Source organism: Bradyrhizobium sp. CCBAU 11434, assembly GCF_028128895.1.
GTDB classification, from domain to species: Bacteria; Pseudomonadota; Alphaproteobacteria; order Rhizobiales; family Xanthobacteraceae; genus Bradyrhizobium; species Bradyrhizobium zhengyangense.
In genome coordinates, this window is sequence record NZ_LBJX01000103.1 from 587,085 (window position 1) to 613,381 (window position 26,297).

The window sequence follows — 26,297 nt, forward strand, 5'->3', positions numbered from 1 at the left end:
CACGGCGCTTTCTACTACAACGCGAAGGTGGCTCCAAGGTCCTACCCCATGGCGATCAAGCGAAGTCCGCGATAGACTGGTCTCGCGGGACATTGGACACATCTCTATGGCTTTCTGGATCGCGAGCGCAGCCGGATTGGTGATCGCCTATCTGCTCGGCTCGATACCCACCGGCTATCTGGCAGGACAACTGCTTGGGGGTATCGACGTCAGAGAGCACGGCTCCAGATCGACTGGCGCGACGAATGTGCTGCGGACCCTCGGCAAATGGCCTGCCCTGGCGGTGCTCGTCATCGATGTGCTGAAGGGCGTGGCGGCGATCTTCGTGGCCCGCACATTCTGTCCCTGGCTGTATGGCGTGCTGTCTCCGAGCGCACCGACAGCGGCCGATCTGCAAGCCTGGGTGCCATGGGCGGTGAGCCTCGCCGGCATCGCCGCGTTGCTGGGCCATGGCCGCTCGATCTGGCTGAATTTCACCGGCGGCAAATCCGCGGCGACCGGTCTCGGAGTCTTGCTGGCGATGTCGTGGCCGGTGGGACTGGGGGCAGCGGCAGTCTTCGGCATCGCGCTGGCGCTATCGCGGATCGTCTCCTTGAGCTCGATGCTCGCGGCATTCACCGCCATCATTCTCGTCTGCGGTTTCGACCACCCGCTGCCCTATCGGCTGCTGGTGATCGCCGGCAGCCTCTACGTGATCGTTCGCCATCGCGCCAACATTCAGCGGCTGCTGGCAGGCACGGAGCCGCGCCTCGGGCAGAGCAGCCCGGTTTCGTGAGCGCCTAATTCACCGCCTGCAGCGCAGCTGTGAATTTGGCGAGATCGGCGCGGGCGATTTCATCCGGCGCCCATTTCGGAAGATCGGCCAGTTCGGCGATCACACGGGCCCGGTCCTCCGGCAACAGAAAATCCGCCCAAATCTCGCGCGTGTCGCGCAGCGAAGCCGCCACCAGGCGGGCGTTGGCGGGCTTGCTGGCGCCCTGGATCGCCGCGCAGACCGTGGTCAGGATGAAGAGGGCGCTATTCTTGCGAACGCCCGTAATGCCCTCTTCGCGGATGCGGGTGCGATGCTCCGGGAGGAGCTCATTCCAGAACATCGGGATTGCGACAGCCTCGCGCGCCATGGCGCGGATCATGAAGCTGACCGCTGTCGCGTACTGGTCGCCATATTCGGTCATGTTGCGCCCGACCGCAGGCAAATCAGGCTGCGGCCCCGGCTTGGCGCCGTAGAAGATGAAGAGCTTGTGGCTCTGGTTGGCAGCGTCGAACCAATCCGGCAGCCAGTTCATGTCGCTCGCCTCCGGGGGCGGCAGCGCGGCGAGCGCTTCCAGGTCGTAGATGTGGCCGAGCATGGCGGCGACATCAGGCCGGGTCAGGTCGGGCCGCTGGCCCTTTTTCGCGACCCCGTCGATATAGACCTTGAAGGTCTTGGCGGCATCGCGCGCGGCGTTCAGCTCGTGGATGCCATCCTGCGCGAAGGCTGGCGAAGCGAATGCGAGCAGGACCAGGAGAATTCTGACGATCGGCATCACCATTGGTCGCGCGCCCGCCGCCGAGGTTCACAGCGCCGGCAGGCCCGGCGGCGGCTTCCGCGCATTCGACGCCTGCTCATAGGCATAGGCGAGCCGCAACAGCTTGTGCTCGCTCCAGGCACGGCCCGCAAAACTGATGCCGAGCGGATAATCGGGCGTGTCCTTGCCGCCGGCGCCCGCGACGAGGCCTGCGGGCACCATGACGCTGGGATAGCCCGCCTTGGCTGCAATTGCAGCGCCAGTCGCACCGGGAAACAGGACGGCGTCCACCTTGTGCTGGTCCAAATAGGCATCCATGCCGTGCCTCTTGGCCGCGAGCAAATCCATGGCACGCGCGGATTTGTACTCGCGCTCGCTCAGGTCGCCTTTGGTGAGGTCGGCGGCGAGAAACAGGTCCTGGCCGAAGCGCAAGGCCTTCTCTGGGTTCGCGGCGTTGAAGGCGATGACATCGGCCATGGTCTTGATGTCTGTCTTGGTCGCCCAATCCCTGAGATAGAGATTGAGGCCGTATTTCAGCTCGTAGAGGAACACGATCGGCGCACCGGTTGGATTGCCCTTGTTGGGACTCAGCGGATTGCGGTTGAGCACGGCCATGTTGGTGCCAGGGCCGGCAAGCCAGCCGCGCGTCGGCATGTTGGCGCGCACGATGACGGCGCCGAGATCCTCCATCACCTCGATGGCTTCGGCCATCAGCTTGGCCCCGTCAGTCGGCAGCTTGCCGTAGTAGCAATCGTTCAAGGGATCGGCGGGATCGCTCGGCACGCCGATGCGCGCGCCTTTCATCGCATCGCGCGTAAGATCGGCGGTGTAATCGGCCGGCCTACGCTGCCGCTCCGTCGCCGGGTCGAGCGGATCCTTGGCGGCCAGAACGTTCAGGAGGACCGCTGCATCGCGCACGGAGCGCGTCATCGGCCCGGCGGTGTCCTGGCTGTGCGCGATCGGCACGATGCCGGCGCGGCTGATCAGCCCGACGGTCGGCTTCACGGTGACGATGCCGTTGCGGCTGGCGGGATGCAGCAGCGAACCCGAGGTCTCGGTGCCGACCGAGGCCGCGCACAGGCCTGCTGCCACGGCGACCGCCGACCCCGAGCTCGAGCCGCCCGGGTCCACGATCGGAATGCCGCGCTCGTCCACCAGATCAGGCACGAAAGGATTCTTCACCTGGCCGCCCAGCGACGAGTAGCCCGAGGGCATCTCGACCGCGAGGATGTTGGCGAACTCGGTCAAATTCGCCTTGCCGAGGATCACCGCGCCGGCCTTGCGCAGCAGCTTGATGACGGTGGCATCGCGCCTCGCACGCGCGCCCTCCAGCGCCAGCGAGCCCGCCGTGGTCGGCTGCTTGTCCGATGTCGCGATGTTGTCCTTCACCAGGATCGGCACGCCGGCCAGCGGCCGTTTGACGGACGGCCTGCTGCCGTCGAGCGCGCTGGCGATTGCGAGCGCGTCCGGATTGAGCGCGCGAACGGAGTTCAGCGCCGGTCCGCCACGGTCATAGGCCGCGATGCGCGCGAGATAGGCTTTTGTGAGCGCCGTCGCGGCGATACGCTCGCCGGCCAGCGCATCGATGATATCGCTCATCGGCGCGTCCTCGAGCCGCAACTCGGGCGGCACCGCGACGCCGCGGGTCGGCTTCTTCATGACGTGCCTCTTGGACTTTTATATGCTACAAAACGTAGCATTAATCCTGATCACGCGACAAGCTGATCAGCAAGGCAGCAGATCGGGTCGTTCATCTCTATGCGCGGGGCCGAAGGACACGAGCCACCTTGATCCTCTCCACCAGATAGACCACCATCGGGTTCACCGCTCACAGCAGAATGGGCGAGGAAACGCTGATATGGATGGAACTGTCGAAGTCGATCTCGTCGCCCGGGCGCGGGCCATCGCGCCGCTGATTGCCGATGAGGCCAACGAGATCGAGCGGACGCGACGGTTGACGCCTGACGTCGTGGGCGCGCTGATCGGGAACGGGCTCTACCGCGCGCTGCTGCCGCAGAGCCTGGGCGGATCGGAGGCGCCGCCCGAGATCTTCATGGAGATGCTTGAGGAGATCGCGAAGGCCGATGCGTCTACCGCCTGGTGCCTCGGCCAAAACAGCGTCTGCGCGATGATCGCAGCCGCGCTCGACCACGACACCGCGAACGAGATCTTCAACACCGCGCCCGGCATTCTCGCCTGGGGCGCGGTGGCGCATGAGGCGCGCGCGGTCGAGGGCGGCTACCGCGTCACTGGGCGGTGGGACTTTGCCTCGGGCTCGCCGCAGGCAAGCTGGCTGGGCGCGCATGTCCGCATCGTCAATGCCGACGGCACGCCTCGGAAAACTGCAGATGGGTCGCCGGAGCTGCGCACCCTGCTGTTTCCGCTGGCGAGCGCCGTGATGCACGACGTCTGGCAGGCGATCGGCCTCGCCGGCACCGGCACCAATTCCTACGAGGTGAAAGACCTCTTCATTCCCGATCGCTTCGCCGCGCTCCGCGACGTGCCGGACGCCCTGCGCGAGCCGGGCCCACTCTACCGGCTGCCGACCGGCTCGACCTACAGCCTCGGCTTTGCCGCGGTCTCGCTCGGCGTCGCGCGTGCGACGCTGGATGCAGCGATTGCGCTGGCGCGCGCCAAGCATCAGTCATTGGCCGCGAGCGCGATGCGCGACAACCAGGCGATCCAGGGCCTGATCGGCCGCACCGAAGCCGACTTGCGCGCCGCACGCGCCTATCTCTACGGGACAGCGCATGCGATGTGGCGCGACCTCTCGGCGACTGGCGTCTTCAGCCCGGCGCATCGCAGCGCTGTCAGGCTCGCCGCAACCTGGACCATCCAGCAATCAGCGGCGGTGGTCGACACCGCCTATCGCATGGCCGGCGCCACCGCCGTCTTCCGCAGCCATCCGTTCGAGCGACGGTTTCGTGACATGCACGCCATCACCCAGCAGATCCAGGCGCGCGACACGCATTTTGAGGATGTCGGTAAGATGATCCTCGCCGAAAATCGCTAGCAGCCTGCGGCGCTTTGTCTCGTTCCAGGGCGTCTCAAACCATGCTGGCCGAGCGCTTTCGCAACTTCCGTCCGCTCATGGCGATCAGTCATGCAAAAGCGTGCTGGCGGCTCCGCCGAAACACGGACGCACACCGCCCTTGTTGTTAAGCAATTTCTGGGACCGTCTCGGCAAGACCAAGAATCAATCTTTTGGAATGCCCGGGAATTCTCGATGCTGAAGCTCAAGTCGATTGCGGCCCGCCTGATTCTCGCCATTGCACTGACCGTTGCAGTGGCCTGCGCCATCCTCTCCGGCTTCTCGATTACCCAGCAGCGGGCGCTGACGCGAATGGCGCTCGATCAGCAGCTCAAGCTGCAATACGAGAGCGTGATCGCAGCCATCGACTATGAGGGACGTTCGGCACTCGCCGTCTCCGCCGTGATCGCGGCGCTGCCGCCGGTGGGCGACTCCATCGCTCGGGGCGACCGCGACGCTCTCGGCTCCCTGCTCGGCGACGCCAACAAGGCGCTGAAAGCCCAAGGCATCCCGCTGATCACCTTCCAGCTTCCGCCGGCGATCTCGTTCTATCGCGTCCACGCGCCCAAGACCTTCGGCGACGACGTCTCCGTGCGCCGCGCCACCGTGGTCGAGGCGCTCAAGACCGGCCGTCAGATCGTCGGCGTCGAGCCGGGTCGCGAGGCGCTCGGCATCTTCGGCATGACGCCGATCGTGCGCGACGGCAAGAACATCGCCAATGTCGATATCGGCGCCGCCTTCGGCAAGGAGTTCGTCGACCGCGCCAAGAAGCGCTTCGGCATCGACCTTGCGGTCTATTCCGTCGACGGCGGCTCGCTCAACAAGCTGTCCTCGACCTTTGGCGAGAACGCCGTCGCCAAGCCGGACGAGTTGAAGGCCGTGATATCAGGCGCGCCGCTGCTGCGCGAGGCCGAGCTCGACGGCCATCCGGCCGAGGTCTATGTCGGGCCGATCAAGAACTATGCCGGGCAGCCGGTCGGCGTGCTCGAAATCATCAAGGACACGACCGAGTATGAGGCCGCCTTCGCGGCCTCCGAGCGCCATCTGATCCTCGGCACGGTCGCAATCCTAGCCGCCGCCATCGTGCTGGCGTTCCTGCTCGGACGCGGCCTGTCGCGGCCGCTCACTGCGATCACCGCGATCATGAACCGGCTGTCGAGCGGCGACACCAGCGTCACCATTCCCGGCAGCGAACGGCCGGACGAGCTCGGCACCATGGCGAAGGCGGTCGAAACGTTCCGCCAGAGCATGCTCGAGGCAGGCTCGCTACGCGAGGCGCAGGAGGCCGACAAGGCCCGGGCCGCGATCGAGAAGCAGGCGCTGCAACGGCAGATGGCCGACCGCTTCGAGGCCGACGTCAAGGGCGTGGTCGCCGCCGTCGCCAAGGCGACCGAGGGCATGCAGCATGTCGCCGGCGAGATCACATCCAGCGTCAACGGCACCTCGCAGCGCGCCTCCGCCGCAGCGAGCGCATCGGAAGAAGCTTCCACCAGCGTCAATGCGGTCGCGGCTGCGACCGAGGAGCTCGCCTCGTCCGTCACCGAGATCGGCCGCCAGGTCACCCATTCCAGCCAGGTCGCGAGCGGTGCAGTGGTCAAGGCCACCGAGACCACCGAGATGGTCACGAGCCTTGCGGCTTCCGCCGAGCGCATCGGCGACGTCTTGCGCCTGATCAGCGAGATCGCGAGCCAGACCAATCTTCTGGCGCTCAATGCCACCATCGAAGCGGCCCGCGCCGGCGAGGCCGGCCGCGGCTTTGCCGTGGTCGCCTCCGAGGTGAAGGAGCTGGCGAGCCAGACCGCGAAGGCGACCGACGAGATCGCCGCCCAGGTCAACGCGATCCAGGCCGCGACCGGCAGTTGCGTCACCGCGATCTCGGACATCAGTGGCACCATCCGCGAGATCAGCGGCATCGCCACCACGATCGCCGCCGCCGTCGAGGAGCAGGGCTCGGCGACGCGGGAGATCGCCCGCAGCGTGCAGCAGGCCTCCACAGGCACGACCGAGGTCTCGGCCAACGTCGCCGGTGCGAGCCAGGCCGCCGATCAGTCGCGGGCGCTCGCCGGCAATGTCATGGTCGCCTCGGGCGAGCTTGGCCAGCACGCTTCGGTGCTGATAAAGAGCGTAGATATTTTCCTGGCCGGGCTTCGTGCGGCGTAAGGCGGCCCGCGCGAGCCGGCCTCGATCTATTTGACCTAAATCAAGCACACGACAGCACGCCTATCTCTGAATAGGCTGTCGATGGCCGCGCCAGAGCGCCGCCGCACAGCACGGAGATGGTCATGAGGTTTTCGAACTCTCTGCGTATTGCCGTTCTCGCCGCGACCGGTGCCCTGCTCGCCACGGGTGCTCAGGCCGGCCCGATGCCGACCTCAGTGGCGACGATCAAATCGATGGTCGATCCCGCCACCACCGAAGTGCGCTGGGGCTACGGCTACCGCGGCGGTTACGGCTATCGCGGCGTCGGGTTGGGATATCGCGGTGGCTATGGCTATCGTGGTGGCTATGGCTATCGGGGTGGCCTCGCCTATCGCGGTGGCTGGGGCTATCGCGGCTATGGCTACCGTCGCCTCGGTTACGGTGTCGCAGGCGCCGTCGTCGGCGCCGGAATTGCGAGCGCCTATTACGGAAGCGGCTATTATGGTGGCGGGTACTATGGCGGCGGCTATCCCGCGTACAGCTCTGAGCCGTACTACGGCTATGGCGGCGGCTACGGTTATGGCGGCGGCTACCGCTACGTCGACGATTCCTGCCTGCCCTCCGGCCCCTACTCCGGCTACTAGACGCCTGCATGATGTCGGCTGAGATAGCAGCCGCGTGAGAGGTGCGCTCCCTCGCCCCGTTCTTACGGGGAGAGGGTTGGGGTGAGGGGCCTCTCTCTCCACGCGAGATCGTCGAGAGACCTGTACCCCCTCACCCGAATTCGATCTCCGATCGAATTCGACCTCTCCCCGCAAGCGGGGAGAGGTGAACTCACGCCACCAGCGCGGCGTCCTCCTCGTCCGTGGCGTCGATGCCGCGCTGCGCGGCCAGGAGGCTGATGATCTCGGCGTTGGGCCGCGCCTTGCTGAACAGGAAACCCTGCCCCTCGTCGCAGCCCTCGGCGCGGAGGCAGCTCAGCTCTGCTTCGGTCTCGACGCCTTCGGCGGTGATGATGACCCCAAGGCCTTTGCCGAGGCTGACGATGGAGCGGATGATCGCCTGCGCCTCGCGGTTGGCGCCGAGATCGCGCACGAAGGACTGGTCGATCTTGATCTTGTCGAAGGGAAAGCTACGCAAATAGCTGAGGCTGGAATAGCCGGTACCGAAATCGTCCATCGAGATGCGCACGCCGAGCGCCCGCAGCGCATGCAGCGTCGCCAGCACCTGTGCGCTCTTCTCCAGCAGCAGCGTCTCGGTGATCTCGAGCTCGAGCCTTCGCGGCGGCAGGCCGGAGTGTTTCAGCGCGTCGGTCACCATCGAGAGCAGGTTGCCGCTGCGAAACTGCAGCGGCGACAGATTGACGGCGACGCGGACGTCGTCCGGCCAGGTCGCAGCATCCAGGCAGGCCCGGCGCAGCATCAGCCCACCGAGCGGATTAATCAGCCCCGTCTCTTCGGCGACCGGAATGAACTCGGCCGGCGAGACCATGCCGCGCTCGGCATGCGGCCAGCGCACCAGCGCCTCGAAGCCGGTGATGCGGCCGCTCTGGAGATCGATCAGCGGCTGGTAATAGGGCCGCAGCACGTCGTGCTGGATGGCATCGCGCAGCTCGACCTCGATCTTGCGGCGACTCTGCGCCTTGGCATCGAGTGCGGCCTCGAAGAAGGCGAAGCTGCCGCGCGCGTCCAGCTTAGCGCGCGACAGCGCCATGCCGGCACTCTTGAGCAGCTTTTCGGACTCATCGCCGTCACCCGGCGCCATCGCGATGCCGATGGAGGCGCGGATCACCACGGAATGGCCATCGAGCAGATAGGGATCGGCGATGGCCTCGAGCAGGCGTTTTGCGAGGCCGACCGCGTCCTCGGGCCGCGTCAGGCCGCTCTGGACAATCGCGAACTCGTCGGAATTGAGCCGCGCCAACGCGTCTTCCTCGCGCAGGGTCGAGCGCAGCCGCTTGGCGACGCCGCGCAACAGCTTGTCGCCGACCGCATGACCCAGCGTGTCGTTGACCGACTTGAAATTGTCGAGCCCGAGCATCAGCACTGCGACCTTCTCGGGACTGCGGCGCGTGTGCAGCAGCATTTCGTCCACGGTCTGACGCAGCAGGTTGCGGTTGGGCAGGCCGGTCAGGGCGTCATGCTGGGCCATGAAGGCGAGCCGCGCCTCGGCGCGCTTGCGCTCCGTGATGTCCATCAGCGCCAGCAGCACCGCGGGCTGGTCGGCATAGGTCAATTCGCGGGAATAGATCGCAAGATCGATCAGCGCGCCGTCGGCCTTGACGTGCTTCCACGTGCGCGCGGCCTGCTCGTCGCTGGACCCGTCGGTGGTCCAGGGCGGCTCGCTGTCGAAGGCCTGCAACGAGCGGATCTTCAGCTTCTCGAATTCGGCGCGGCTGTAGCCATAATGCACGATCGCGGCGTCGTTGACGCCGAGGATGCGCTCGTCATCCAGCGCGCAGACGATCATGGGGACGGGATTGCCGTCGAACAGCAGGCGGAACGAGGCCTCGCGCTGCTTCAATTCGGTGATGTCGACGCGCAGACCGACCACGCCCCCGTCATCGGTGCGGCGTTCCTCGATCAGGATGACGCGGCCGTCGGACAACGTCTGCTCGTGGCGCTTGCCGGGCTCGTAGAGCTTCTTTAGCCGCGCCGCGATCCATTCGTCCTCGTGACCGGCCGCTTCTGGATAGTCGCCGCGGGCAACGCCGACACGCAGCGTGTCTTCCAGCCGCGCGCCTTCCCGGAATAGGTCGGCGGTCTTGCTGTAGATCTCGGCGTACTGCTTGTTCCAGAGAACGTAGCGGCCTTCGGGATCGAGGATGACGATGCCTTGCGGCAGGAGATCGACGGCCTGGCGCAGCCGCTCATGCGACCTGCGGGCTTCCGCGATGGCGGCTTCAGTTTCCGCGCGGCTTTGCACGAGCTGGTCACGCGCGCCGGAAGGATGAGTCGCGCGCGCAAAGCGCGGCTTGCGCGGTTGTCGTCCCGCGATCACGGCCTGCTTTCGCTTTCTTGTTTTTTTGGACCCCAAACTCAACTTCACACGCCTTAACCGCGCCCAGCGGCCGCAACTCTTGCTCCAAGTGTCTGAAAGAAAAGTAATCTTGGCCGGCGGCGGCACCGACGGCGCGGCCTGGCGCAGGACCGCTTTGCCTGTTTGCGAGGCGTGAGAAGCGTCGTCAGGCGCGTCGAACCTGCTTCCGCCTCGCCATCGGCGAGAGCCGAGCTGCAAAAACGCGCAGTCTCCATGAATCAATTCCGGAACAGACCCTGCTTGCATGCAGGGACGCAAATGCATCTCGCTCCGCGCACGAATTTTGGTCAATGCAGGATAGCGTTATCGCACCGTTAAAGAACGGCCCGGCATGCGACTTTGGGATGATCCGATTGGAAAATTAAATGTCGTGTTGGGCGCGTCGCCGCATGCGGCATCGGCTCCGCGTTGGGTTATAAGGATGCAGCATGAGTCCCCGCCGCATCGCCCCTCTCCTGCTTGTGATGACGCTCCTGGCCGCCAACGGCGCGCTGGCCCAGGACAAGGGCAGCGTGAACCCGAAGCCGCTGCCGCCGCTTGCCAATCCCAACGATCCCAAGATCGGCGCCAAGGAGCTGTTCGCGCGAAAGCTGCTGCCCTCGAAAGGGCCGGCGCACGTGATCGGCTCTTATGTGAAGGGCTGCATCGGCGGCGCCGAGCAGATGCCGCTCAACGGCGACACCTGGCAGGTGATGCGGCTGTCGCGCAATCGGAACTACGGCCACCCTGATATGATCGCGCTGATCAAGCGCCTGGCCGCCAAGGCGCACAAGGATGCGGGCTGGCCGGGCATTCTGGTCGGCGACATCGGCCAGCCGCGCGGCGGCCCGGCATTGTCGGGTCATGCCAGCCATCAGATCGGGCTGGACGCCGACATCTGGCTGACGCCGATGCCGGACCACCGTCTCTCGCGCGAGGAGCGCGAGGAGATGTCCGCGGTGATGATGGTGCGCGAGGATCGCCTCGACATCGATCCGAAAGTGTTCACGCCCGCCCATGTGCTGGTGCTGCGCGATGCCGCGCAGGAGCCGGCGGTGCAGCGCATCTTCGTCAATCCCGCAATCAAGAAGGCGCTGTGCCGCGAGGCCAAGGGCGACCGCTCCTGGCTGTCGAAGATCCGGCCGTGGTGGGGCCACGACTATCATTTCCACATCCGCATGCGCTGCCCGGCGGGCGCCAGCGACTGCCACGGCCAGCCGTCGCAATCCGAGGACGAGGGCTGCAAGCCCTCCGACTTCGCGTTTTGGTTCAGCGAGGGCGTGCTGCACCCCAAGCCGCCGCCGGAGCCGCCGAAGCCGAAACCGCCGATGACGCTGGCGCAGATGCCGGCGGCCTGCAAAGCCGTGCTGCACGCGGCCGATGCGAAGCCGTAGGGCGTGTGGGGAGGCAACGTCCCGCCTCACCCGCCGCCGTCGTCCCGGACAAGCGCGCCGCAGGCGCGCGCAGATCCGGGATGACGATGAGTTGGTTGGTACGCACCATTCAAATGCGCTAATATCGGCACTCGCCGCGCGGCCGTAAGTCCGCGGCATTTTCGGGATGCGCATCCCGCCTCCGACAAAACCTGACCGCAAGCCGCGCCCACGCGTGGCCAACGATGAGAATTTGCCATGCGCGTCCTCACTCTCCTTGCCGTGCTCTCGATCGGCGCGACCTCCGCCTTCGCCGCGGAGGAGCCCAGCGGCTGCGACAAGTTCAAATGGCCGATCGAGCGCGACCGGGCCGCACTGACCGCACCTGACCGTGCCAAGCTCGCCTCGGGAGCCGAGCAGGCGGCGGTGCCGTCCTCGGCGGTCACGCTGGGGCTGGTCGCGCCGCAGGACGCAAAGCTGCCCTCGCCGCCCGAGCGCGCGCCGAAGGATGGCACCTTTGCCGGCTTCACCGGCATCAAGGCGGCGAAAGCCGGGCTCTACGCGATCAGCCTGTCCTCGGGCGCCTGGGTCGATCTGGTCCAGGACGGGCATTTCCTCAAGCCTGTGGCCTTTAGCGGCGCGACCGATTGCGACGGCATCCGCAAGACCATGAAATACGAGCTGTCGGACAAGCCGTTCGTGCTCCAGATCAGCGGCGCCAAGGACAATTCGCTGTCGATTTCGATCCTGCCGGCCGCCCAATAAGCGGGTCTGGTCAGACAAACCGTCGGCTTTGACGTGAGGCCTTCACCTGCTATCTTCGAGAGCTGCGATATCCCCGCCGGCCGTAAGCCGTTGCGGGGACGCGGGAACAGCGCTTCCGCCCGTCGCCTCATCCACCCAACGCCAGAATTGCGCGTACGTTTGCGCGCGCGGGCTCGCACGGAGCGCCATCCATGTATCGTATCGCCGGACTTTTCACCGCCTTCGTCATGCTCGCGAGCCTCGCGCCTGCGAGCGCCGAGGACAAGACCATCACGGTCTTCGCTGCCGCCTCGATGAAGAACGCGCTCGACGAAATCGACGCCGCCTACACCGCCAAGACCGGCATCAAGTTCAGTGTCAGCTATGCCGCAAGCTCCGTGCTGGCCAAGCAGATCGAGCAAGGCGCGCCGGCCGATGTATTCGTCTCCGCCGACACCGACTGGATGGACTACGCCGCCTCCAGGAAGACCATCAACGAGGCTTCCAGGGTCAACCTGCTCGGCAACAGCATCGTGCTGATCGCGCCGAAGGATTCCAAGATCGACAACGTCACCATCGCGCAAGGCTTCGACCTCGCAAAACTCGCCGGCGACGGCAGGATCGCGACCGGCGATGTGAAATCCGTGCCAGTCGGGAAATACGCCAAGGCCGCGCTGGAGAAGCTGGGGGCCTGGCAGGCCGCTGAGCCGAAATTCGCCATGGCCGAGAGCGTGCGCGCCGCGCTGACGCTGGTGGCCCGCGGCGAAGCCAATCTCGGCATCGTCTATTCCACCGACGCCAAGGTCGAGCCCGGCGTGAAGATCGTCGGCACCTTCCCGGCGGATTCGCATCCCGCGATCATCTATCCCGTCGCGGCAACCACCACCGCGAAGCAGGAGACGAACGACTATCTCGCCTTCCTGCGGACGTCGGCGGCCAAGACCATTCTTGAAAAATACGGCTTTAAATTCCTGATCAGCCCGACGACCTGATTTTTCGTGCACGACATTTCTCCCGCTGAATGGACGGCGATCCTGCTCTCGCTCAGGGTCGCAATCATCGCGACGCTGGTGGCAACGCCATTCGGCATTGCCTTGGCGTGGTTGCTCGCCCGCAGGGATTTTTGGGGCAAGTCGGTGCTCGATGCGATCGTGCATCTGCCTCTGGTGCTGCCGCCTGTCGTCACCGGCTACCTGCTGCTGCTCACCTTCGGCCGTCGCGGCCTTGTCGGCGCCTTCCTCGCCGATCATCTCGGCATCGTCTTCGCCTTCCGTTGGACTGGAGCAGCACTCGCCTGCGGCGTGATGTCGTTTCCGCTGCTGGTGCGGCCGATGCGGCTGTCGATCGAGGCGATCGACCGCAAGCTCGAGCAGGCCGCCGAGACGCTCGGCGCCGCGCCGTTCAAAGTGTTCTTCACGGTGACGCTGCCGCTGGCGCTGCCCGGCGTGCTCGCCGGCATGGTGCTCGGCTTTGCCAAGGCGATCGGCGAGTTCGGCGCCACCATCACCTTCGTCTCCAACATTCCCGGCGAGACCCAGACGATCTCGTCGGCGATCTATTCGCTGATCCAGACGCCTGATGGCGATGCGGCGGCGGGCCGCCTTGTCATCGTCTCGATCGTGCTCGCGCTCGGCGCGCTCATCGGCGCCGAATGGTTCGCCCGCCGCGCCACCGCGCGCCTGCACGGGAATTGACCATGCTGCGTGTCGACGTCGAAAAGCAGCTTGGCGAGTTCTCGCTGCACGCGACCTTCGCCGGCGAGGGTCGCGTCACCGGCCTGTTCGGCGCGTCCGGCGCCGGCAAGACCTCACTGATCAACATGATCGCCGGCCTCTTGCGGCCCGACCGCGGCACCATCGTCATCGACGGCGAGACGGTTGACGACACCGCGGCCGGCATTCATGTGCCGACCTGGCGCCGCCGCATCGGCTACGTCTTCCAAGATGCGCGGCTGTTTCCGCATCTCAACGTCGCGCAAAATCTTGACTATGGAAGGCGGATGAACCGCCTCGCGCCCGATGCTGCCCAGCACACGCGCGTGATCGAGCTGCTCGACATCGGCGCGCTGCTCGACCGTCGTCCCGGAAAACTCTCCGGCGGCGAGCGCCAGCGCGTGGCGCTCGGCCGCGCGCTGTTGTCAAAGCCACGCCTGTTGCTGCTCGACGAGCCGCTCGGCGCGCTCGACGAGGCCCGCAAGCTCGAGATTTTGCCGTACCTGGTGCGGCTGCGGGACGAAGCCAATATCCCCATGGTCTATGTCAGCCACGACGTCGCCGAACTGCGCCAGCTCGCGACGCAGATCGTGATGCTGAGACAGGGCCGCGTGACGTCATTCGGCGGGGTGAAGGTGCTGACGTAGAGGCACTAGCAGCCCCACTCACCGCTGTCATGCCCCGGCTTGACCGGGGCATCCAGTACGCCGCGGCCTCTCCGTGTCCCAGCACGGCCTCTGGAATACTGGATTGCCCGCCTTCGCGGACAATGACAGCGAGGGTGTGGAAGCGGTTCGCCAAAAACGAGAGCGGCCTAAACCCCCGCCACCGACGACCAGATCTCCGCGAGCTTCTTCCGCAGCGCCTGCCGCCGCGTCAGTGGCGCCGGCGTCTCGTCGTCTTCCGGCAGGCGCAGGCCGACGACATTGACACGGCCGCCGGAGATGCTGCGTGCGACCAGCACGATCTCGTCGAGCGGCAGCTCCGCGCCTTCCTTCGGCGCGCGGTCGAGATGGACGTCGAAATAATCGGCAAGCGTGAGCTTGCCCTCGTCCTCGGTCACCTTCACGCCGTAGATCTCGGCGAGCTCGGCGAGCGTGTGCTCGCCCGAGACCACGAAGTCGCCGAGCAGATGCGGATCGGGCGCCGTGCTCGGCTGCATGTCGACGAAGAAGCGGTCGAGCGCCTCGGCCTTCTCTGGCGGCGCCAGCAGGTAGATGTAGTCGCCGGGCGCGACCGGCTCGGCTTCCGCGGGCGTGAGGATGTGCTCGTTGCGGATCACCAGCGTCGGCTTCGACCAGGATGGAATCAGGCCGCGGCGGAAATACAGGCTCTTCGGTCGCACCGGATAGCCGACGAGCTGCTGCTCGAGCTGGCCCGGCAGATCCAGCTCGACACGACGCGGCCCGCGCTCGGCGCGCGGCAGCGCCACGTGCAGCTTGCGCGCGGCGGGCGCCAGCGTCCAGCCCTGCAGCAGCAGCGAGATGATCACGACGACGAAGGCGACGTCGAAATAGAGATAGGCCTTGGACAGGCCGACCAGCATCGGGATCGACGCCAGGAAAATCGCGACCGCGCCGCGCAGGCCCGTCCAGGCGATGAATATCTTTTCGCGCCAGTTGAAGCGGAATGGCGCAAGGCACACGAACACCGCGATCGGCCGCGCCACCAGCATCAGCACCAGCGAGACGGCAATCGCCGGCAGCACGCTGGAGCCCAGCCGGCTCGGCGACACCAACAGGCCCAGCAACACGAACATCACGATCTGCGCCAGCCAGGTCGCGGCATCCAGGAACGCCACCACCGAATTGTGCGCGCGTGTCGGCCGGTTGCCGATGATGATGCCGGCGAGATAGACGGCAAGGAATCCCGAGGCGTGCATGATTTGCGAGCCGCCGAAGATGACGAGCGCAGCCGTGGTCACGAACGGGGCGTGCAGGCCCTGCGGCAGCGCGACCTTGTTGAGCCCGATGACGACGAGGCGTCCGCCTATCACGCCGACGACGGCGCCGAGCAACGCCTCCTGGACAAACTCCATCACCACATGGCCTGGGCTGCTCGACCCCAGCGAGATGTATTCGACCAGCATGAGCGTCAGGAAGATCGCGAAGGGATCGTTGGTGCCGGATTCCGCCTCCAGTGTCGCGCCGACGCGCGGGCGCAGGCGCAGCCCCTGGGTGTGCACCAGCAGGAACACCGCGGCCGCGTCGGTCGAGGCCACCACCGCGCCGACCAGCAGCGACTCCGTCCAGTTGAGGTCGAGCGCGTATTTCGCAAACGGCGCCGTGATCAACGCGGTGAGCAGCACGCCGACGGTCGCGAGCACCACGGAGGGTGCGAGCACGGTGCGGATGCTGGCAAAGCGCGTCTTCAACCCGCCGTCGAACAGGATCAGCGCGAGCGCCACCGATCCGACCAGATAGGTGGTGCCGACATCGTTGAACTGGAGCTGGCCGGGACCTGCATCACCCGCCAGCATGCCGATCGCGAGGAAGACAAGCAGCAGCGGCGCACCGAAGCGCAGCGCGAGCAGGCTCGACAGGATGCCGGCCATGACGAGGACGGCGCCGAGCAGAATGGCGATGCTGAAAGAGTCGAGGGAGGCCATCCACCTTCCGGGTACAAATCGCTGGAATTGCATCCTTATCGTCGCCACACTCCTGCGCCAACCCATTTTCGCTGCTCGCGGCAATCTGCCCGTATTTTGCGGCCTTAACGCGCTTCACTTCACGGTGTATCGATGGCTCGGCTGCAGCCTTTGTGGGATTCTGCAGCGCCTTCGAATCAAACCCGCCCGACCGCTTCCCCGAGACCACCAAATGGACATGGACCTCAAAGACCTCATGGAGTTCGTGCAGACGACTGCGCGCAGCGTCGGAGCGGAGATCTCCTCGCCCTGGTTCTACCTGCAATTCGGGCTGATCCTGGCGGCGGCCGGGATCGCCTATGCGGCGGACGCCGGCGTTCACAACCGCGTCGACATGAGCTCGGTGGCGAACCGCTGGCCGCTGCCGCTCCGGCACTTCGCCCGCGTGATGGTCTCGAGCGCCTCGACGGCGGTGTTCACGCTGCTGGTGATCATCTCGCGGGTGGTGATGTATCACGCGACCTGGCCGAGCCGCTCCTATCTCCTGATGGTCGCCGCCAAGCTGGGGCTCGCCTGGCTCGCGATCCGGCTCGTCACCTCGGTGCTGCGCAATGCCTTCTTCGTCAGACTGGTGTCGATCGTGGCCTGGTTCGTCGCCGCGCTGTCCATCCTCGGCCAGCTCGACAGCACGGTCGACCTGCTCGACTCCTACGCCATCGTGCTCGGCGGACTCAGGCTGACGCCGCTCTTGCTGCTCAAGGCCGGCGCACTGCTGATTTTCGCGCTCTGGCTCACCAACATCGCCAGCAATTTCGCCGAGAGCAAGATCAACTCGACGACCGATCTGACGCCATCGGTCCAGGTGCTGCTGATCAAGATCATCCGCATCGGGCTGCTTGCGGTCGCGATCGTGATCGCGCTCGGCACTGTCGGCATCGACCTCTCGGCGCTTGCGGTGTTCTCCGGCGCGGTCGGTGTCGGTATCGGTATCGGCCTGCAGAAGATCGTCGCCAACTTCATCTCCGGCATCATCCTGCTCGCCGACAAATCGGTGAAGCCGGGGGACCTCGTCACCATCGGCGACAATACCGGCCGCATCAGCGCGATGAAGACGCGCTATATTTCCGTCGCCGCCGGCGACGGCCGCGAATTCCTGGTGCCGAACGAGGACCTCGTGACGCAGAAGGTCGTCAACTGGACCTATACCGACAAGAACACGCTGGTGAAGATCACCTTCGGCACCAATTACGACGCCGACCCCAAGCTGGTCTGCAGGCTCGCGATCGAGACCGCCTCCGCCCATCCGCGCGCGCAAAAGGGCAAGCCGCCGAACTGCCTGCTGACCGAATTCGCGGAGGCCGGCATGAAGTTCTCGCTGACGCTCTGGCTTGCGGACCCCGACGGCATGGATGCCGTCAAGAGCGACGTGATGCTGGCGCTGTGGGATGCCTTCAAGCGCGAGGGCATCCGGGTTCCCTACCCCGTCCGCGAAATCCGCGTCCGCGGCGGGGCGCTGCCGGTCGAAACCACCGTAGAAGTCCCGAATTGAGCCTGCTTTCGGGCGCATGGCGGGTAAGCCAAGCTTGCACCAAGGCCCGCAATCATTAAATTAGGGCCTGAAATCAAGCCTTTCCGCCCGTAACGGGCCCGAGCCAGAAGAACCAGCCCGCATGAGCTACGTCGAAGCCACCGATACCTCCCTGCGCAAGACCGGACAGATCAAGCTGCATGGGCCGGCCGCCTTTGCCGGCATGCGCAAGGCGGGTGCTCTGGTGGCGAAGTGCCTCGACGAGCTCACCGACATCGTCGGCCCGGGCGTGCCGACCGACCGTATCGACGAGTTCGTGCGCGACTTCGCCTTCAGCCACGGCGCCTATCCGGCGACGCTGATGTATCGCGGCTATCGCTATTCAACCTGCACCTCGCTCAACCACGTGGTCTGCCACGGCATGCCCGGCGACCGTCCGCTGAAGGAAGGCGACATCGTCAATATCGACGTCACCTTCATCGTCGACGGCTGGTACGGCGATTCCAGCCGGATGTATGCGGTCGGCCCGATCGCGCGCAAGGCCGAGCGGCTGATCGAAGTGACCTATGAAGCGATGATGCGCGGCATCGCCGCCGTGAAGCCCGGCGCCACCACCGGCGACATCGGCCACGCTATCCAGAGCTTCGTCGAGCCGCAGGGCATGAGCGTGGTGCGCGATTTCTGCGGCCATGGTCTCGGCCGCATGTTCCACGACGAGCCGAACATCATCCATATCGGCCGGCCCGGCGAAGGCGTGCAGCTCAAGCCCGGCATGTTCTTCACCATCGAGCCGATGATCAATCTCGGCAAGCCGCATGTGAAGATCCTGTCCGACGGCTGGACCGCTGTGACGCGCGACCGCTCGCTGTCGGCGCAGTTCGAGCACTCGGTCGGCGTCACCGCCACAGGCGTCGAGATCTTCACGCTCTCGGAGCGGCATGGCGAGAAGCAGATCGGCTGATCTGCTTCCACCTCGACTTCATCGGTCCAGCGTGAACAGCTCTGCGCCTTCGATTGCGTAATGCGCGAACAGAAAATCCCTGATGTTGACGATGCTGCCGTTTTCCCAATCGAGGAGGACGAAGTAGCGCGGCGGACCTGAGGGATCCTGCGGATCGAACATGATGATCGCAGGGCGCCGATCGACGAAGCCCGGGACGCAATGCCAGGGGCTGGTCTCGGCATAGCGCCCGAAATATTCGCTGACGTCGCGGCGGCCGGCCCGGCGCGTCCGGTTGACCATCTCCAGCCGCACATCGTCGGCCAGCATGTCGCGCAAGGACTCGAAATCGCGCGCGTTGAAGCGCTCGACATAGTGTGTCAGGCGGGCGCGTTCGGCGGTCTCGAGTTCAGGAGGCCTGACGTCGTCGGGCTCCGCCGCGAGTTCACGCAGGCGAACGCGGCCGCGTTGCAGTGCGCCCTTGGTGGCCGCAACGCTCCCGCACATGATGCTGCAGACCTCGTCGACGGAATATCCGAGCACGTCGCGCAGGATGACCGCGCTGCGCTGCGCCACCGGCAGGCGCATGAAGGTCCCGAGGCTCGCGGTGACGGTCTCGCGTTCGGTCACGGGGCTGGTCAAAGCGGGGATCATGTCCAGATCTTCATCGGCGTGAGCAGCGTTGTAGCGGGCGCGCCGGCGCAGGAAATCCAGCGCCGAATTATGGGCGATGCGGAACAGCCAGCCTTCCGGATTGTCCAGCGGCTCGGTCCGCGGTGCGGCCTCGAACGCCTTGAGCAGCGCCTCCTGAAGCACGTCCTCGCCGTCGATAACGGAGCCCGTCATGCGCGCGCAGTAACGATGCAGCTGCGGCCGCATCTCCACTGCAAGGCGTTCGAGAGCCTGAAGGGCGGTTTGTCGGACCGCCCCCGCACCATTGCCGGTCACATCGTCTGCCAAGCCAGGCCTCCCGTCATCCGTACGCGTGATACGTCAACCGAGATCGCAGCGCCACACGCAGGTCAGGCGTGATTGACCTCGACGACCTCGCACAGGATGGTCTCGGCCTTCGCAATCGCGGCGAGGCGCTGGATGTAAGGCGCGAATTTCGGATCCTTGCGGAAATTCTCGATATCCTCGGCGTTCCGCCACTGCGAATAGTTGATGGCGCGGCCGCCCTCCTTGCCGGCGTGCACGCTGGACGAGATAAAGCCGGGCTGCTTGCTGAAGAAAGTCTCCGTGCCCTCTTTCAGGAGCTGGACCAGCTTCTGCTGGTTGTCAGGCTCGACCGTGAAGACGTTGACGAGGGTGGTGATGTCGCTGCCGGTGCGGATGGTGGCTTCCATGTTGGAACTCCTGGTCTGGCTGTGGGACGGGACGATCTGGGCGGCGAGCAGTGCGCCGGCACCAAGGCCGGTGGCAACGACGACTCGTCGCGATGGCCTGGTTTTGATCTCTGGCATCGAGGTTCTCCTTCGAAGATTGTTCTGGCCGCTCGGCGAGGCCCATACCGCTGAGACGAACGGGAGGTGAAAAGGAAACGGTCGGTGCAGATTTTTTCGCTCAGCTGCCCTGCCCATAGACCGCGTCACGAATTTCGACCGGGAAAGCACCAAAACCGCCTTCAAGCCCGGTATTGGTGAAGGCGATGACGGTCAGCCTTGCGACGGGATCGACGAAAAAGCTCTGGCCATAGGCGCAGTTGAAGGTCCATGTTCCCGCCCCTTGCGGCGATTTCGCCAATGCGCTGTCCTTCAGCACGAAAGCCCCGTAGCCAAAACCCCAGGCGGGAAGTCCCGTCGGCGTCAGTTCGCCGATCCGGCTGGTCGTCATCCGCTGTACCGTCGACGCTTTCAGGACCGGCGCGCCACCGAGGCGGAGCGCCTCGGCAAGGCGGGCATAATCGCCGGCCGTGCTGACAAGGCCGGCGCCGCCCGACGGAAAGGCCTGATGATCGAGCGCGCGCGAGGGCGAGGCATGAATGATCCCGGGGCCCCGGAAGGGCACAAGATGCGGGTCTGCCATCCGCGCCGGCTCCGGCTTGCCGTCGACGTAGGGCACCGCGAGCCGCGCTCCGTCCTCGACGACGAAGGTCGTGTCACGCATCGCAAGCGGCGTCGTGACCAGGCGGCGGACAGCGTCCGGCAGGGGCTCGCCGGTCGCCTTCGCGATGACGGCGCCGAGCACGTCGGTCGCGAGCGAATAGCCCCATCGCGTGCCCGGCTGGTAGAGCAGCGGCGCGGCGGCGATACGGCGGATCTCCTCGTCGAGCGTGATGTCGGACCGGTCGAGGCCGTCGGAGATTCCGGCACGCTGATAGGGGCTATCAGGCGGCTGCAGGAATCCATAGGAGAGGCCGGCGGTATGAGTGAGCAGATGATGGATGGTGATCTCCGGGATTCTTCCATCCGCGGTCTGCGGCCGGAAATCCGGCAGCCATTTGGTGACGGGGTCCTGCGGATCCAGCACGCCGCGCTCGACCAGCGTCATGGCGGCGGCCGAGACGATCGGCTTCGACAGTGAGGCAAGGCGGAACATGGCGTCCTCGCGCATCGGCGACGCGGCCTCGCGATCCGCAAAACCAGCAGCACGGCGATAGACGAAGTCGCCATCCCGCATCACCAAGACGACGCTGCCGACGATGCGCCGCGCGGCTATGGCGCGATCGATCACCCGGTCGAGGCGAGCCTTGCGTTCGTCGGTCTCTGATTTCGCAGGCCGGCTGAGGGTCGGCGCGGCCACGGCAAGGGTCGCGACGGCACTCCGCGCAAGAACTGTGCGGCGTGAAAGACTTCGGAACGGCCACATCGATTGATCTCCATCAGGAGCTCGACCTGCCCGCCGGAGGGCGCGCGGAATATGGGGAGCTCACAGATAGCAAGACGAATGGGCCGGCCGGCTGGAAACGGTGAAGTCGAATTTTTTTGTGAAGCGCGTGCGGCGCCTATCACCGGCCGCGAAAGGACCTCTCTTCGCCACGCGCGGCCGAAACCGCCGCAATTGACGGTTGCAAAAGCGATGATCCGCGGCAATGCTGGCGCGCGATGCCCGCCAAGACCGACGCCGACAAGAGCAAGCCCGACGACACGCCGCACTATCTCGGCCATCGCGAGCGGCTGCGCGAGCGCTTCTACAGCGCCGGCGCGGACGCGCTCAGCGACTATGAGCTGTTGGAGATGGCGCTGTTTCCGGCGCTGCCGCGACGCGACACCAAGCCCTTGGCGAAGACGCTGATCAAGGTGTTCGGCTCATTCGCCGAGGTCGTGCATGCGCCGGTGGCACGGCTGCGCGAGGTCGACGGCGTCGGCGAGGCCGCGATCAACCAGCTCAAGCTGATCGCGGCGGCCGCGCATCGCGTCGCCAAGGGCGAGGTCAACAGCCGCAACGCGCTATCGTCCTGGAACGAGGTGATCGCCTATTGCCGCACCAGCATGGCCTTCGCCGACAAGGAGCAGTTTCGCCTGCTCTTTCTCGACAAGCGCAACCAGCTCATCGCCGACGAGGTGCAGCAGACCGGCACGGTCGACCACACCCCGGTCTATCCGCGCGAGGTGATCAAGCGCGCACTGGAGCTGTCGGCGACTGCGCTGATTTTGGTGCACAATCATCCCAGCGGCGACCCCTCGCCATCGCAAGCCGACATCCAGATGACCAAGGCAATCATCGAGATCGCCAAGCCGCTCGGGATTTCGGTGCACGACCACATCATCGTCGGCAAGAGCGGGCATGCGAGCTTGCGCGGAATGCGGCTGATCTGAAGATCTGGGATCGGCGATCGCGATGGGCCTGTTCGCGACCGGCGTCGCCACCTCGGTGCTGCTGATCGCGGCACACGACCGTCCGTTCACCGGCCAGATATCGATCTCGCCGGAGCCGCTGCGACAGATCATGCCGGAAGCGCCGGCGGCACGAAATTGATTGCGACGGGCGCCAGGCTCTCGCCCTAAGCGCGCGCCAACGCGCAGTTCAACATCCATTGCACACCGAAGCGATCGGTGAGCTTGCCGTAATAGTCACCCCAGGGCTGGATGCCGAGCGGCGTGGTGATCGTGCCGCCCTCGGCAAGACGCGCGAACAGATCTGTGGTTGCCTCCTGATCATCCATGATCAGGATATGAGCGGAGCCGCGCATCGGCTCGGCGTCGTCGTTGTCCGATGCATAGAAACAGATGCCGGGGCCTTCGAACTTCGCGTGCATGATCTTGCCCCGCATCGCGGGATTCCGGAGCGGCATGCCGGGCTGGCCATGACGCATGATCTCGGTGACGTTGCCGAGACCGCACGCCGCGTAGAAGGCAAGCGCCGGTTCACACTGGGTCGTGAAAAAGAGATAGTTCGACAGGCGCATATCTCGCACTCCTCGCTTGAATTGCCCTGGCGGCGGAAGCAACGGCCGGCAGCCGCGATCACGCGCGCGCGGCCTCTTTATTGACGGCCTCGCCCGCGCCGTGCGATCGCAATCACGATCGTTATATAACGATCGTGATATGGTCGCAAGCCGCGCAAGCGGATTGTCGTCAACATGGTTCTATGCGGTGGACGGCCTGTGGGGCATCGGCGGCAAGGCCTACACCAATGCCGTGCTTGGCGACGCAGTCACACGGGCCAGCGCCGCTTAAGCAGCGCGATCAGACACAACGATCAGATCAGACATGGCAAGCCGGCGCGTGCGAGACAGCGCCGGCGCGAGATCGCCTCAGTAGCAGTACCTGGGATCGACCGGGACGTAACGGCCGTCCCGGCGCTGCATGTAGCAGCCGCGCTGATAGGCATAATAGCCGGAGCGGCGGCGTTCGCCTTCGGCGGCGATTGCGGCTCCGGTGCCGGCGCCGACGACGGCACCGATGGCCGCACCGCGGCCACCGCCAAGCGCGCCGCCCACAATCGCCCCGCCCACGCCGCCGATGATGGCGCCGCCGACGGCGTCCTGCGCCATCGCGTCATGGACCGGGACGGCCATCGCAACCGAGAAACATACTGCAATTCCAAGGCGTCGAAGCATTCCGAATCCTCCATTTGATCGGGTCAGTCATAGCGTTTGAAGCGATCCCGGGCCAGAAATTTCGCCTGGATCCGGCACACCCCCGATCCTCGCGCCAAAGCGCCTGCCTGTCGCGACACCCATTGACGACCTTTGCACCGCCTCAGATCGAGGGCCCTTTGTCGAGTGTAAATGAGAGCACGATCGCGTCCGGTGTCTGCTTGAATTCCTTGATTACCGCCGCGCGCACGAGGCCGGCGAGATCACCCAGGGGCTTGGTGTCATAAAGCTTCGGAAACAGGATGGTCACCGATGTGAGGCGTCCATTGTGCCAGTTAAAGCCGACCTGCGGCTTGACGCCGGTCAACTGCTCGAGATCGCCTTCGACCGCCGCGGCCTGACGCATGCCGTCCTTCACGACGGCGACGACATCGCAGGCGGACAACGCAAGGGCGACAACGACGATGACGACGGCTCTGAGCATCGCAGGATCCGGCAAAATTATGCTCTAGGAATGGTTGTATGAATCCTATCATGCAACATGATCCGCGCACCACCGGAAAGAGGCGCTTGCCGCGATCACGGATCGACCCAGCGCTGCACGGCTTCGGCGGTGTCGGCGGGCGTCGTGTTGAAGCAGATCGCAGCCTGCGGCGCCAGCTGATGGACGAGGTTGAGCACTTTCTCGAACAGCCGTAGCCGCTCCTTCGGCTCGCGCAGGCCCGCGCCGATGACGACGCAGTCGAAGCGCTCGTCGCGCAGCGCCGCCGTCACCGCAGCTTCAGCGGTCGCATCGAGATCAATCAGACAGCTTGTGACCTCGTAGCCGAGGCCGCGCAGGCGCAGGAGCTGCGCTTCGATATAGTTGCGCACGAGCGCGGGCGTGAGCTGCGGAAAGGCGCTGTAATCCGCACTGCCGGGTTCGATGCCGATCGCAAGGATTCGCTTGGCCATTGCTAGATTCTCGAGCTGGACCATCCTGATTGCTAACGGACGGCCGCTCGGCCGGTTCCCGCGTTGCGTGTGGGGACGATTGCGTCCTTTGACCGCAACCTTTCGCGCCGCATCTGTAAGTCATTTCACACGCACTCCGGCGATGGCCTGCCACATTTGCCGAACCACACCCAGAGGACGTGCCCGCCCGACGGCAGCACGCGGCTCACGCCTGATTTGCACAACGAACCGATATTTCATCAACTCGCGGGAGCAGGAAATGGTGTCATACGAGAGCCTGAAGAGCGGGTATGAGAGCAACTGGGCCAATCTCCAGATCCGGCCCGCACGCCTTGCCGAGGCCAAGGCAACGGCACGCAAGGCCATCGGCGGCAAGGCGACCTACCAGCAGGTCGAGCGGCTGACCGGCGTGCCCTGGTGCTTCGTCGCGCTCTGCCACTATCGCGAATCCAATTTCGATTTCGATACCTATCTCGGCAACGGCGAGTCGCTGCATCGCGTGACAAGCCTCGTTCCGAAAGGGCGCGGCCCGTTCGCCTCGTTTGTCGAAGGCGCCGTGGATGCGCTGAGGATCCAGAACTTCGTCGGCGCGCAGGACTGGTGCATCGCGCGCACCCTGTACCGGCTCGAATGCTTCAACGGCCTTGGCTATCACGCCAAGGGCGTCAACTCGCCTTACCTCTACGGCGGCTCGACCCTGTACGGGCAGCCCGAGGCGAGGGCCGGCAAATTCGTGGCCGACCACGTTTTCGATCCCAACCATATCGATTCCCAGCTCGGCACCGCGGTCATCCTGCACGCGATGATGTCGCAGGATTCCTCGATCAATTTCGACGACAGCCCGTCCATTGCCCCGCATTCCGAGCCCGACGAGGACGAGACGTCGTCGGTGCTGCTGATGCAGCAGACCCTCAACAGGCTCGGCGCCAAGCCGCCCCTGGTCGAAGACGGTATCAGCGGACCGAAGACCAAGGCGGCGGTTTCGCTGTTCCAGCAGCAGAACGGCCTGCAGGACACCGGCTTGCTCGACGGGACCACGATCGCAGCCGTCACGCGCGCAGGGATACAACCGGTCCAGATGCCCACCGTCGATCTGTCCCAGATCCTGTCGCGCCTGGAGAGTCTTGGGCAATTGCTGCAAGGCGGAGGCGCGACCAAGGGAGGCACGACGTCAGGAAATGTCATATCCGGAGGGACGACAGTGGCCAACGATCCGATCGGCCTGCTCGAACGGCTTCTGGCTCTCGCCAACAACGCAGTCCCGACGACTGGACCAACCACACCAGGCGCCCCTGCACCCGCACCTGCCGATCAACTGAAACCGATCGTCGACCTGCTGAGCACCCTTCTCAACAAGGACGGCAAGCCCGTGCTCGGCCAGGTCAACGGTGCGCTTGGCGAGACCATCGGCAAGATGCTCGACGGCAAGAAGACGGCGCTCGGTATCGGCGGCTCGCTCATCACCGCGCTGCTTTCCGCGGTGACCGCAAGCCCCAATGCGGGAGGTCTTGCGGGGCTGTTGGGAACGATCGCGAGTGCGGTGCCGGGCCTGAGCCAATTCGCGCTCCCGATCTCGCTCGCGCTGACCGCGTGGGGCGTGCTCGGCAAGATGGAGAAATGGGCCCAGGGCACCGCGCCGCCGCCCAAGGTGACGACCTGAAGCGCGATGAGATTGGGATGAATCGTCGTCGCGCTTTGGGTTGTTGTTCAAGCATGATCTCCGCGCAAACGCGTTCCGCGTTTGTCGCGAGGGAAAACCGCTGCGCACTTTTCCGGATCATG

26 protein-coding genes are annotated in these 26,297 nt (G+C 65.4%); 15 read left to right on the forward strand and 11 right to left on the reverse strand.

Annotated features, from left to right (window positions below):
- The first annotated feature begins 106 nt into the window (after positions 1-106).
- A complete protein-coding gene (gene plsY, locus XI06_RS42925) occupies positions 107-775 on the forward strand; it encodes a glycerol-3-phosphate 1-O-acyltransferase PlsY (protein WP_271608046.1) in 669 nt (222 codons plus the stop codon).
- 4 nt (positions 776-779) lie between these two features.
- Here plsY and XI06_RS42930 read toward each other — a convergent pair whose 3' ends face one another.
- Both XI06_RS42930 and XI06_RS42935 read right to left on the reverse strand, forming a co-directional pair.
- The gene (locus XI06_RS42930; protein WP_271608047.1) at positions 780-1,526 is read right to left on the reverse strand and encodes a hypothetical protein; all 747 of its coding nucleotides are present in this window, start codon (positions 1,524-1,526) and stop codon (positions 780-782) included.
- Positions 1,527-1,556: 30 nt separating this feature from the next.
- Positions 1,557-3,167, reverse strand: coding sequence for an amidase family protein (locus tag XI06_RS42935; RefSeq protein WP_271608048.1), 1,611 nt, complete (start codon positions 3,165-3,167; stop codon positions 1,557-1,559).
- A gap of 199 nt (positions 3,168-3,366) precedes the next feature.
- Between XI06_RS42935 and XI06_RS42940 the strand changes: the two genes are divergently transcribed.
- The 3 genes from XI06_RS42940 to XI06_RS42950 all read left to right on the forward strand — a co-directional run bounded on the left by XI06_RS42940 (position 3,367) and on the right by XI06_RS42950 (position 7,322).
- Positions 3,367-4,521 (forward strand): acyl-CoA dehydrogenase family protein, encoded by a 1,155-nt coding sequence (locus XI06_RS42940; RefSeq protein ID WP_271608049.1) that lies wholly within the window; start codon positions 3,367-3,369, stop codon positions 4,519-4,521.
- A gap of 213 nt (positions 4,522-4,734) precedes the next feature.
- On the forward strand, positions 4,735-6,699 hold the full coding sequence (locus tag XI06_RS42945; RefSeq protein ID WP_271608050.1) for a methyl-accepting chemotaxis protein: 1,965 nt from the start codon (positions 4,735-4,737) through the stop codon (positions 6,697-6,699).
- A gap of 122 nt (positions 6,700-6,821) precedes the next feature.
- The gene (locus tag XI06_RS42950; RefSeq protein ID WP_271608051.1) at positions 6,822-7,322 is read left to right on the forward strand and encodes a hypothetical protein; all 501 of its coding nucleotides are present in this window, start codon (positions 6,822-6,824) and stop codon (positions 7,320-7,322) included.
- Positions 7,323-7,512: 190 nt separating this feature from the next.
- On the opposite strand, the gene XI06_RS42955 is transcribed toward XI06_RS42950, so the two are convergent.
- Positions 7,513-9,678, reverse strand: a complete 2,166-nt coding sequence (locus XI06_RS42955; protein ID WP_237859893.1) for a putative bifunctional diguanylate cyclase/phosphodiesterase — start codon at positions 9,676-9,678, stop codon at positions 7,513-7,515.
- A gap of 467 nt (positions 9,679-10,145) precedes the next feature.
- On the opposite strand from XI06_RS42955, the gene mepA reads away from it, so the two are divergent.
- From mepA to modC, 5 genes are all read left to right on the forward strand, one after another.
- Complete coding sequence (mepA, locus tag XI06_RS42960; RefSeq protein WP_237859895.1) at positions 10,146-11,090, forward strand: penicillin-insensitive murein endopeptidase; 945 nt, start codon at positions 10,146-10,148, stop codon at positions 11,088-11,090.
- Between the two features lie 237 nt (positions 11,091-11,327).
- Positions 11,328-11,834, forward strand: coding sequence for a hypothetical protein (locus XI06_RS42965; protein ID WP_237890823.1), 507 nt, complete (start codon positions 11,328-11,330; stop codon positions 11,832-11,834).
- Positions 11,835-12,025: 191 nt separating this feature from the next.
- Positions 12,026-12,805, forward strand: coding sequence for a molybdate ABC transporter substrate-binding protein (modA, locus tag XI06_RS42970; protein WP_237859899.1), 780 nt, complete (start codon positions 12,026-12,028; stop codon positions 12,803-12,805).
- Between the two features lie 6 nt (positions 12,806-12,811).
- A complete protein-coding gene (modB, locus tag XI06_RS42975) occupies positions 12,812-13,507 on the forward strand; it encodes a molybdate ABC transporter permease subunit (RefSeq protein WP_271608052.1) in 696 nt (231 codons plus the stop codon).
- Positions 13,508-13,509: 2 nt separating this feature from the next.
- The gene (gene modC / locus XI06_RS42980) at positions 13,510-14,172 is read left to right on the forward strand and encodes a molybdenum ABC transporter ATP-binding protein (RefSeq protein ID WP_271608053.1); all 663 of its coding nucleotides are present in this window, start codon (positions 13,510-13,512) and stop codon (positions 14,170-14,172) included.
- A gap of 167 nt (positions 14,173-14,339) precedes the next feature.
- Here the strand turns inward: modC and XI06_RS42985 are convergent, their stop codons facing one another.
- Positions 14,340-16,133: a potassium/proton antiporter gene (locus XI06_RS42985; protein ID WP_237859907.1), complete on the reverse strand. Its 1,794-nt coding sequence runs from the start codon at positions 16,131-16,133 to the stop codon at positions 14,340-14,342.
- Positions 16,134-16,344: 211 nt separating this feature from the next.
- Between XI06_RS42985 and XI06_RS42990 the strand changes: the two genes are divergently transcribed.
- The gene (locus tag XI06_RS42990) at positions 16,345-17,661 is read left to right on the forward strand and encodes a mechanosensitive ion channel family protein (RefSeq protein WP_237859909.1); all 1,317 of its coding nucleotides are present in this window, start codon (positions 16,345-16,347) and stop codon (positions 17,659-17,661) included.
- A gap of 121 nt (positions 17,662-17,782) precedes the next feature.
- Positions 17,783-18,601 (forward strand): type I methionyl aminopeptidase, encoded by an 819-nt coding sequence (map, locus tag XI06_RS42995; RefSeq protein ID WP_237859911.1) that lies wholly within the window; start codon positions 17,783-17,785, stop codon positions 18,599-18,601.
- A gap of 18 nt (positions 18,602-18,619) precedes the next feature.
- On the opposite strand, the gene XI06_RS43000 is transcribed toward map, so the two are convergent.
- From XI06_RS43000 to XI06_RS43010, 3 genes are all read right to left on the reverse strand, one after another.
- Positions 18,620-19,540 carry a sigma-70 family RNA polymerase sigma factor gene (locus tag XI06_RS43000; protein WP_271608054.1) on the reverse strand — a complete coding sequence of 307 codons (921 nt, stop codon included), beginning with the start codon at positions 19,538-19,540 and terminating at the stop codon, positions 18,620-18,622.
- Between the two features lie 62 nt (positions 19,541-19,602).
- Positions 19,603-20,043 carry an antibiotic biosynthesis monooxygenase family protein gene (locus tag XI06_RS43005; protein WP_237859913.1) on the reverse strand — a complete coding sequence of 147 codons (441 nt, stop codon included), beginning with the start codon at positions 20,041-20,043 and terminating at the stop codon, positions 19,603-19,605.
- A gap of 100 nt (positions 20,044-20,143) precedes the next feature.
- Positions 20,144-21,388 (reverse strand): serine hydrolase domain-containing protein, encoded by a 1,245-nt coding sequence (locus XI06_RS43010; RefSeq protein WP_271608055.1) that lies wholly within the window; start codon positions 21,386-21,388, stop codon positions 20,144-20,146.
- Between the two features lie 236 nt (positions 21,389-21,624).
- On the opposite strand from XI06_RS43010, the gene radC reads away from it, so the two are divergent.
- Both radC and XI06_RS43020 read left to right on the forward strand, forming a co-directional pair.
- Positions 21,625-22,338: a RadC family protein gene (gene radC / locus XI06_RS43015; RefSeq protein WP_271608056.1), complete on the forward strand. Its 714-nt coding sequence runs from the start codon at positions 21,625-21,627 to the stop codon at positions 22,336-22,338.
- A gap of 22 nt (positions 22,339-22,360) precedes the next feature.
- On the forward strand, positions 22,361-22,498 hold the full coding sequence (locus tag XI06_RS43020; protein ID WP_237859919.1) for a bestrophin-like domain: 138 nt from the start codon (positions 22,361-22,363) through the stop codon (positions 22,496-22,498).
- A 25-nt stretch (positions 22,499-22,523) separates the two neighbouring features.
- Here XI06_RS43020 and XI06_RS43025 read toward each other — a convergent pair whose 3' ends face one another.
- Complete coding sequence (locus XI06_RS43025; protein ID WP_237859921.1) at positions 22,524-22,928, reverse strand: VOC family protein; 405 nt, start codon at positions 22,926-22,928, stop codon at positions 22,524-22,526.
- A 139-nt stretch (positions 22,929-23,067) separates the two neighbouring features.
- Here XI06_RS43025 and XI06_RS43030 point away from each other — a divergent pair, with 139 nt between their 5' ends.
- Positions 23,068-23,199: a hypothetical protein gene (locus XI06_RS43030; protein WP_271608057.1), complete on the forward strand. Its 132-nt coding sequence runs from the start codon at positions 23,068-23,070 to the stop codon at positions 23,197-23,199.
- Between the two features lie 77 nt (positions 23,200-23,276).
- On the opposite strand, the gene XI06_RS43035 is transcribed toward XI06_RS43030, so the two are convergent.
- From XI06_RS43035 to XI06_RS43045, 3 genes are all read right to left on the reverse strand, one after another.
- A complete protein-coding gene (locus XI06_RS43035) occupies positions 23,277-23,582 on the reverse strand; it encodes a hypothetical protein (RefSeq protein WP_237859923.1) in 306 nt (101 codons plus the stop codon).
- A 142-nt stretch (positions 23,583-23,724) separates the two neighbouring features.
- Positions 23,725-24,045: a hypothetical protein gene (locus XI06_RS43040; protein WP_271608058.1), complete on the reverse strand. Its 321-nt coding sequence runs from the start codon at positions 24,043-24,045 to the stop codon at positions 23,725-23,727.
- A gap of 95 nt (positions 24,046-24,140) precedes the next feature.
- The gene (locus tag XI06_RS43045; RefSeq protein WP_237859927.1) at positions 24,141-24,515 is read right to left on the reverse strand and encodes a hypothetical protein; all 375 of its coding nucleotides are present in this window, start codon (positions 24,513-24,515) and stop codon (positions 24,141-24,143) included.
- Between the two features lie 259 nt (positions 24,516-24,774).
- Between XI06_RS43045 and XI06_RS43050 the strand changes: the two genes are divergently transcribed.
- Complete coding sequence (locus tag XI06_RS43050) at positions 24,775-26,175, forward strand: peptidoglycan-binding protein (RefSeq protein ID WP_271608059.1); 1,401 nt, start codon at positions 24,775-24,777, stop codon at positions 26,173-26,175.
- Positions 26,176-26,297: the final 122 nt, after the last annotated feature.

Bases quoted from the DNA above. Each gene is read 5' to 3' on its own strand.
- XI06_RS43025 (WP_237859921.1), bottom strand. From the start codon at position 22,928: ATGCGCCTGTCGAACTATCTCTTTTTCACGACCCAGTGTGAACCGGCG.
- XI06_RS43040 (WP_271608058.1), bottom strand. From the start codon at position 24,045: ATGCTCAGAGCCGTCGTCATCGTCGTTGTCGCCCTTGCGTTGTCCGCC.
- XI06_RS42945 (WP_271608050.1), top strand. From the start codon at position 4,735: ATGCTGAAGCTCAAGTCGATTGCGGCCCGCCTGATTCTCGCCATTGCA.
- XI06_RS42935 (WP_271608048.1), bottom strand. From the start codon at position 3,167: ATGAAGAAGCCGACCCGCGGCGTCGCGGTGCCGCCCGAGTTGCGGCTC.
- mepA (WP_237859895.1), top strand. From the start codon at position 10,146: ATGAGTCCCCGCCGCATCGCCCCTCTCCTGCTTGTGATGACGCTCCTG.
- XI06_RS42950 (WP_271608051.1), top strand. From the start codon at position 6,822: ATGAGGTTTTCGAACTCTCTGCGTATTGCCGTTCTCGCCGCGACCGGT.
- XI06_RS42930 (WP_271608047.1), bottom strand. From the start codon at position 1,526: ATGCCGATCGTCAGAATTCTCCTGGTCCTGCTCGCATTCGCTTCGCCA.
- XI06_RS43050 (WP_271608059.1), top strand. From the start codon at position 24,775: ATGGTGTCATACGAGAGCCTGAAGAGCGGGTATGAGAGCAACTGGGCC.
- map (WP_237859911.1), top strand. From the start codon at position 17,783: ATGAGCTACGTCGAAGCCACCGATACCTCCCTGCGCAAGACCGGACAG.
- plsY (WP_271608046.1), top strand. From the start codon at position 107: ATGGCTTTCTGGATCGCGAGCGCAGCCGGATTGGTGATCGCCTATCTG.
- XI06_RS43010 (WP_271608055.1), bottom strand. From the start codon at position 21,388: ATGTGGCCGTTCCGAAGTCTTTCACGCCGCACAGTTCTTGCGCGGAGT.
- XI06_RS42940 (WP_271608049.1), top strand. From the start codon at position 3,367: ATGGATGGAACTGTCGAAGTCGATCTCGTCGCCCGGGCGCGGGCCATC.
- XI06_RS42990 (WP_237859909.1), top strand. From the start codon at position 16,345: ATGGACATGGACCTCAAAGACCTCATGGAGTTCGTGCAGACGACTGCG.
- XI06_RS43020 (WP_237859919.1), top strand. From the start codon at position 22,361: ATGGGCCTGTTCGCGACCGGCGTCGCCACCTCGGTGCTGCTGATCGCG.
- XI06_RS42985 (WP_237859907.1), bottom strand. From the start codon at position 16,133: ATGGCCTCCCTCGACTCTTTCAGCATCGCCATTCTGCTCGGCGCCGTC.
- XI06_RS43045 (WP_237859927.1), bottom strand. From the start codon at position 24,515: ATGGCCAAGCGAATCCTTGCGATCGGCATCGAACCCGGCAGTGCGGAT.
- modC (WP_271608053.1), top strand. From the start codon at position 13,510: ATGCTGCGTGTCGACGTCGAAAAGCAGCTTGGCGAGTTCTCGCTGCAC.
- XI06_RS43005 (WP_237859913.1), bottom strand. From the start codon at position 20,043: ATGCCAGAGATCAAAACCAGGCCATCGCGACGAGTCGTCGTTGCCACC.
- XI06_RS42965 (WP_237890823.1), top strand. From the start codon at position 11,328: ATGCGCGTCCTCACTCTCCTTGCCGTGCTCTCGATCGGCGCGACCTCC.
- radC (WP_271608056.1), top strand. From the start codon at position 21,625: ATGCCCGCCAAGACCGACGCCGACAAGAGCAAGCCCGACGACACGCCG.
- XI06_RS43035 (WP_237859923.1), bottom strand. From the start codon at position 23,582: ATGCTTCGACGCCTTGGAATTGCAGTATGTTTCTCGGTTGCGATGGCC.
- modA (WP_237859899.1), top strand. From the start codon at position 12,026: ATGTATCGTATCGCCGGACTTTTCACCGCCTTCGTCATGCTCGCGAGC.
- XI06_RS43030 (WP_271608057.1), top strand. From the start codon at position 23,068: ATGGTCGCAAGCCGCGCAAGCGGATTGTCGTCAACATGGTTCTATGCG.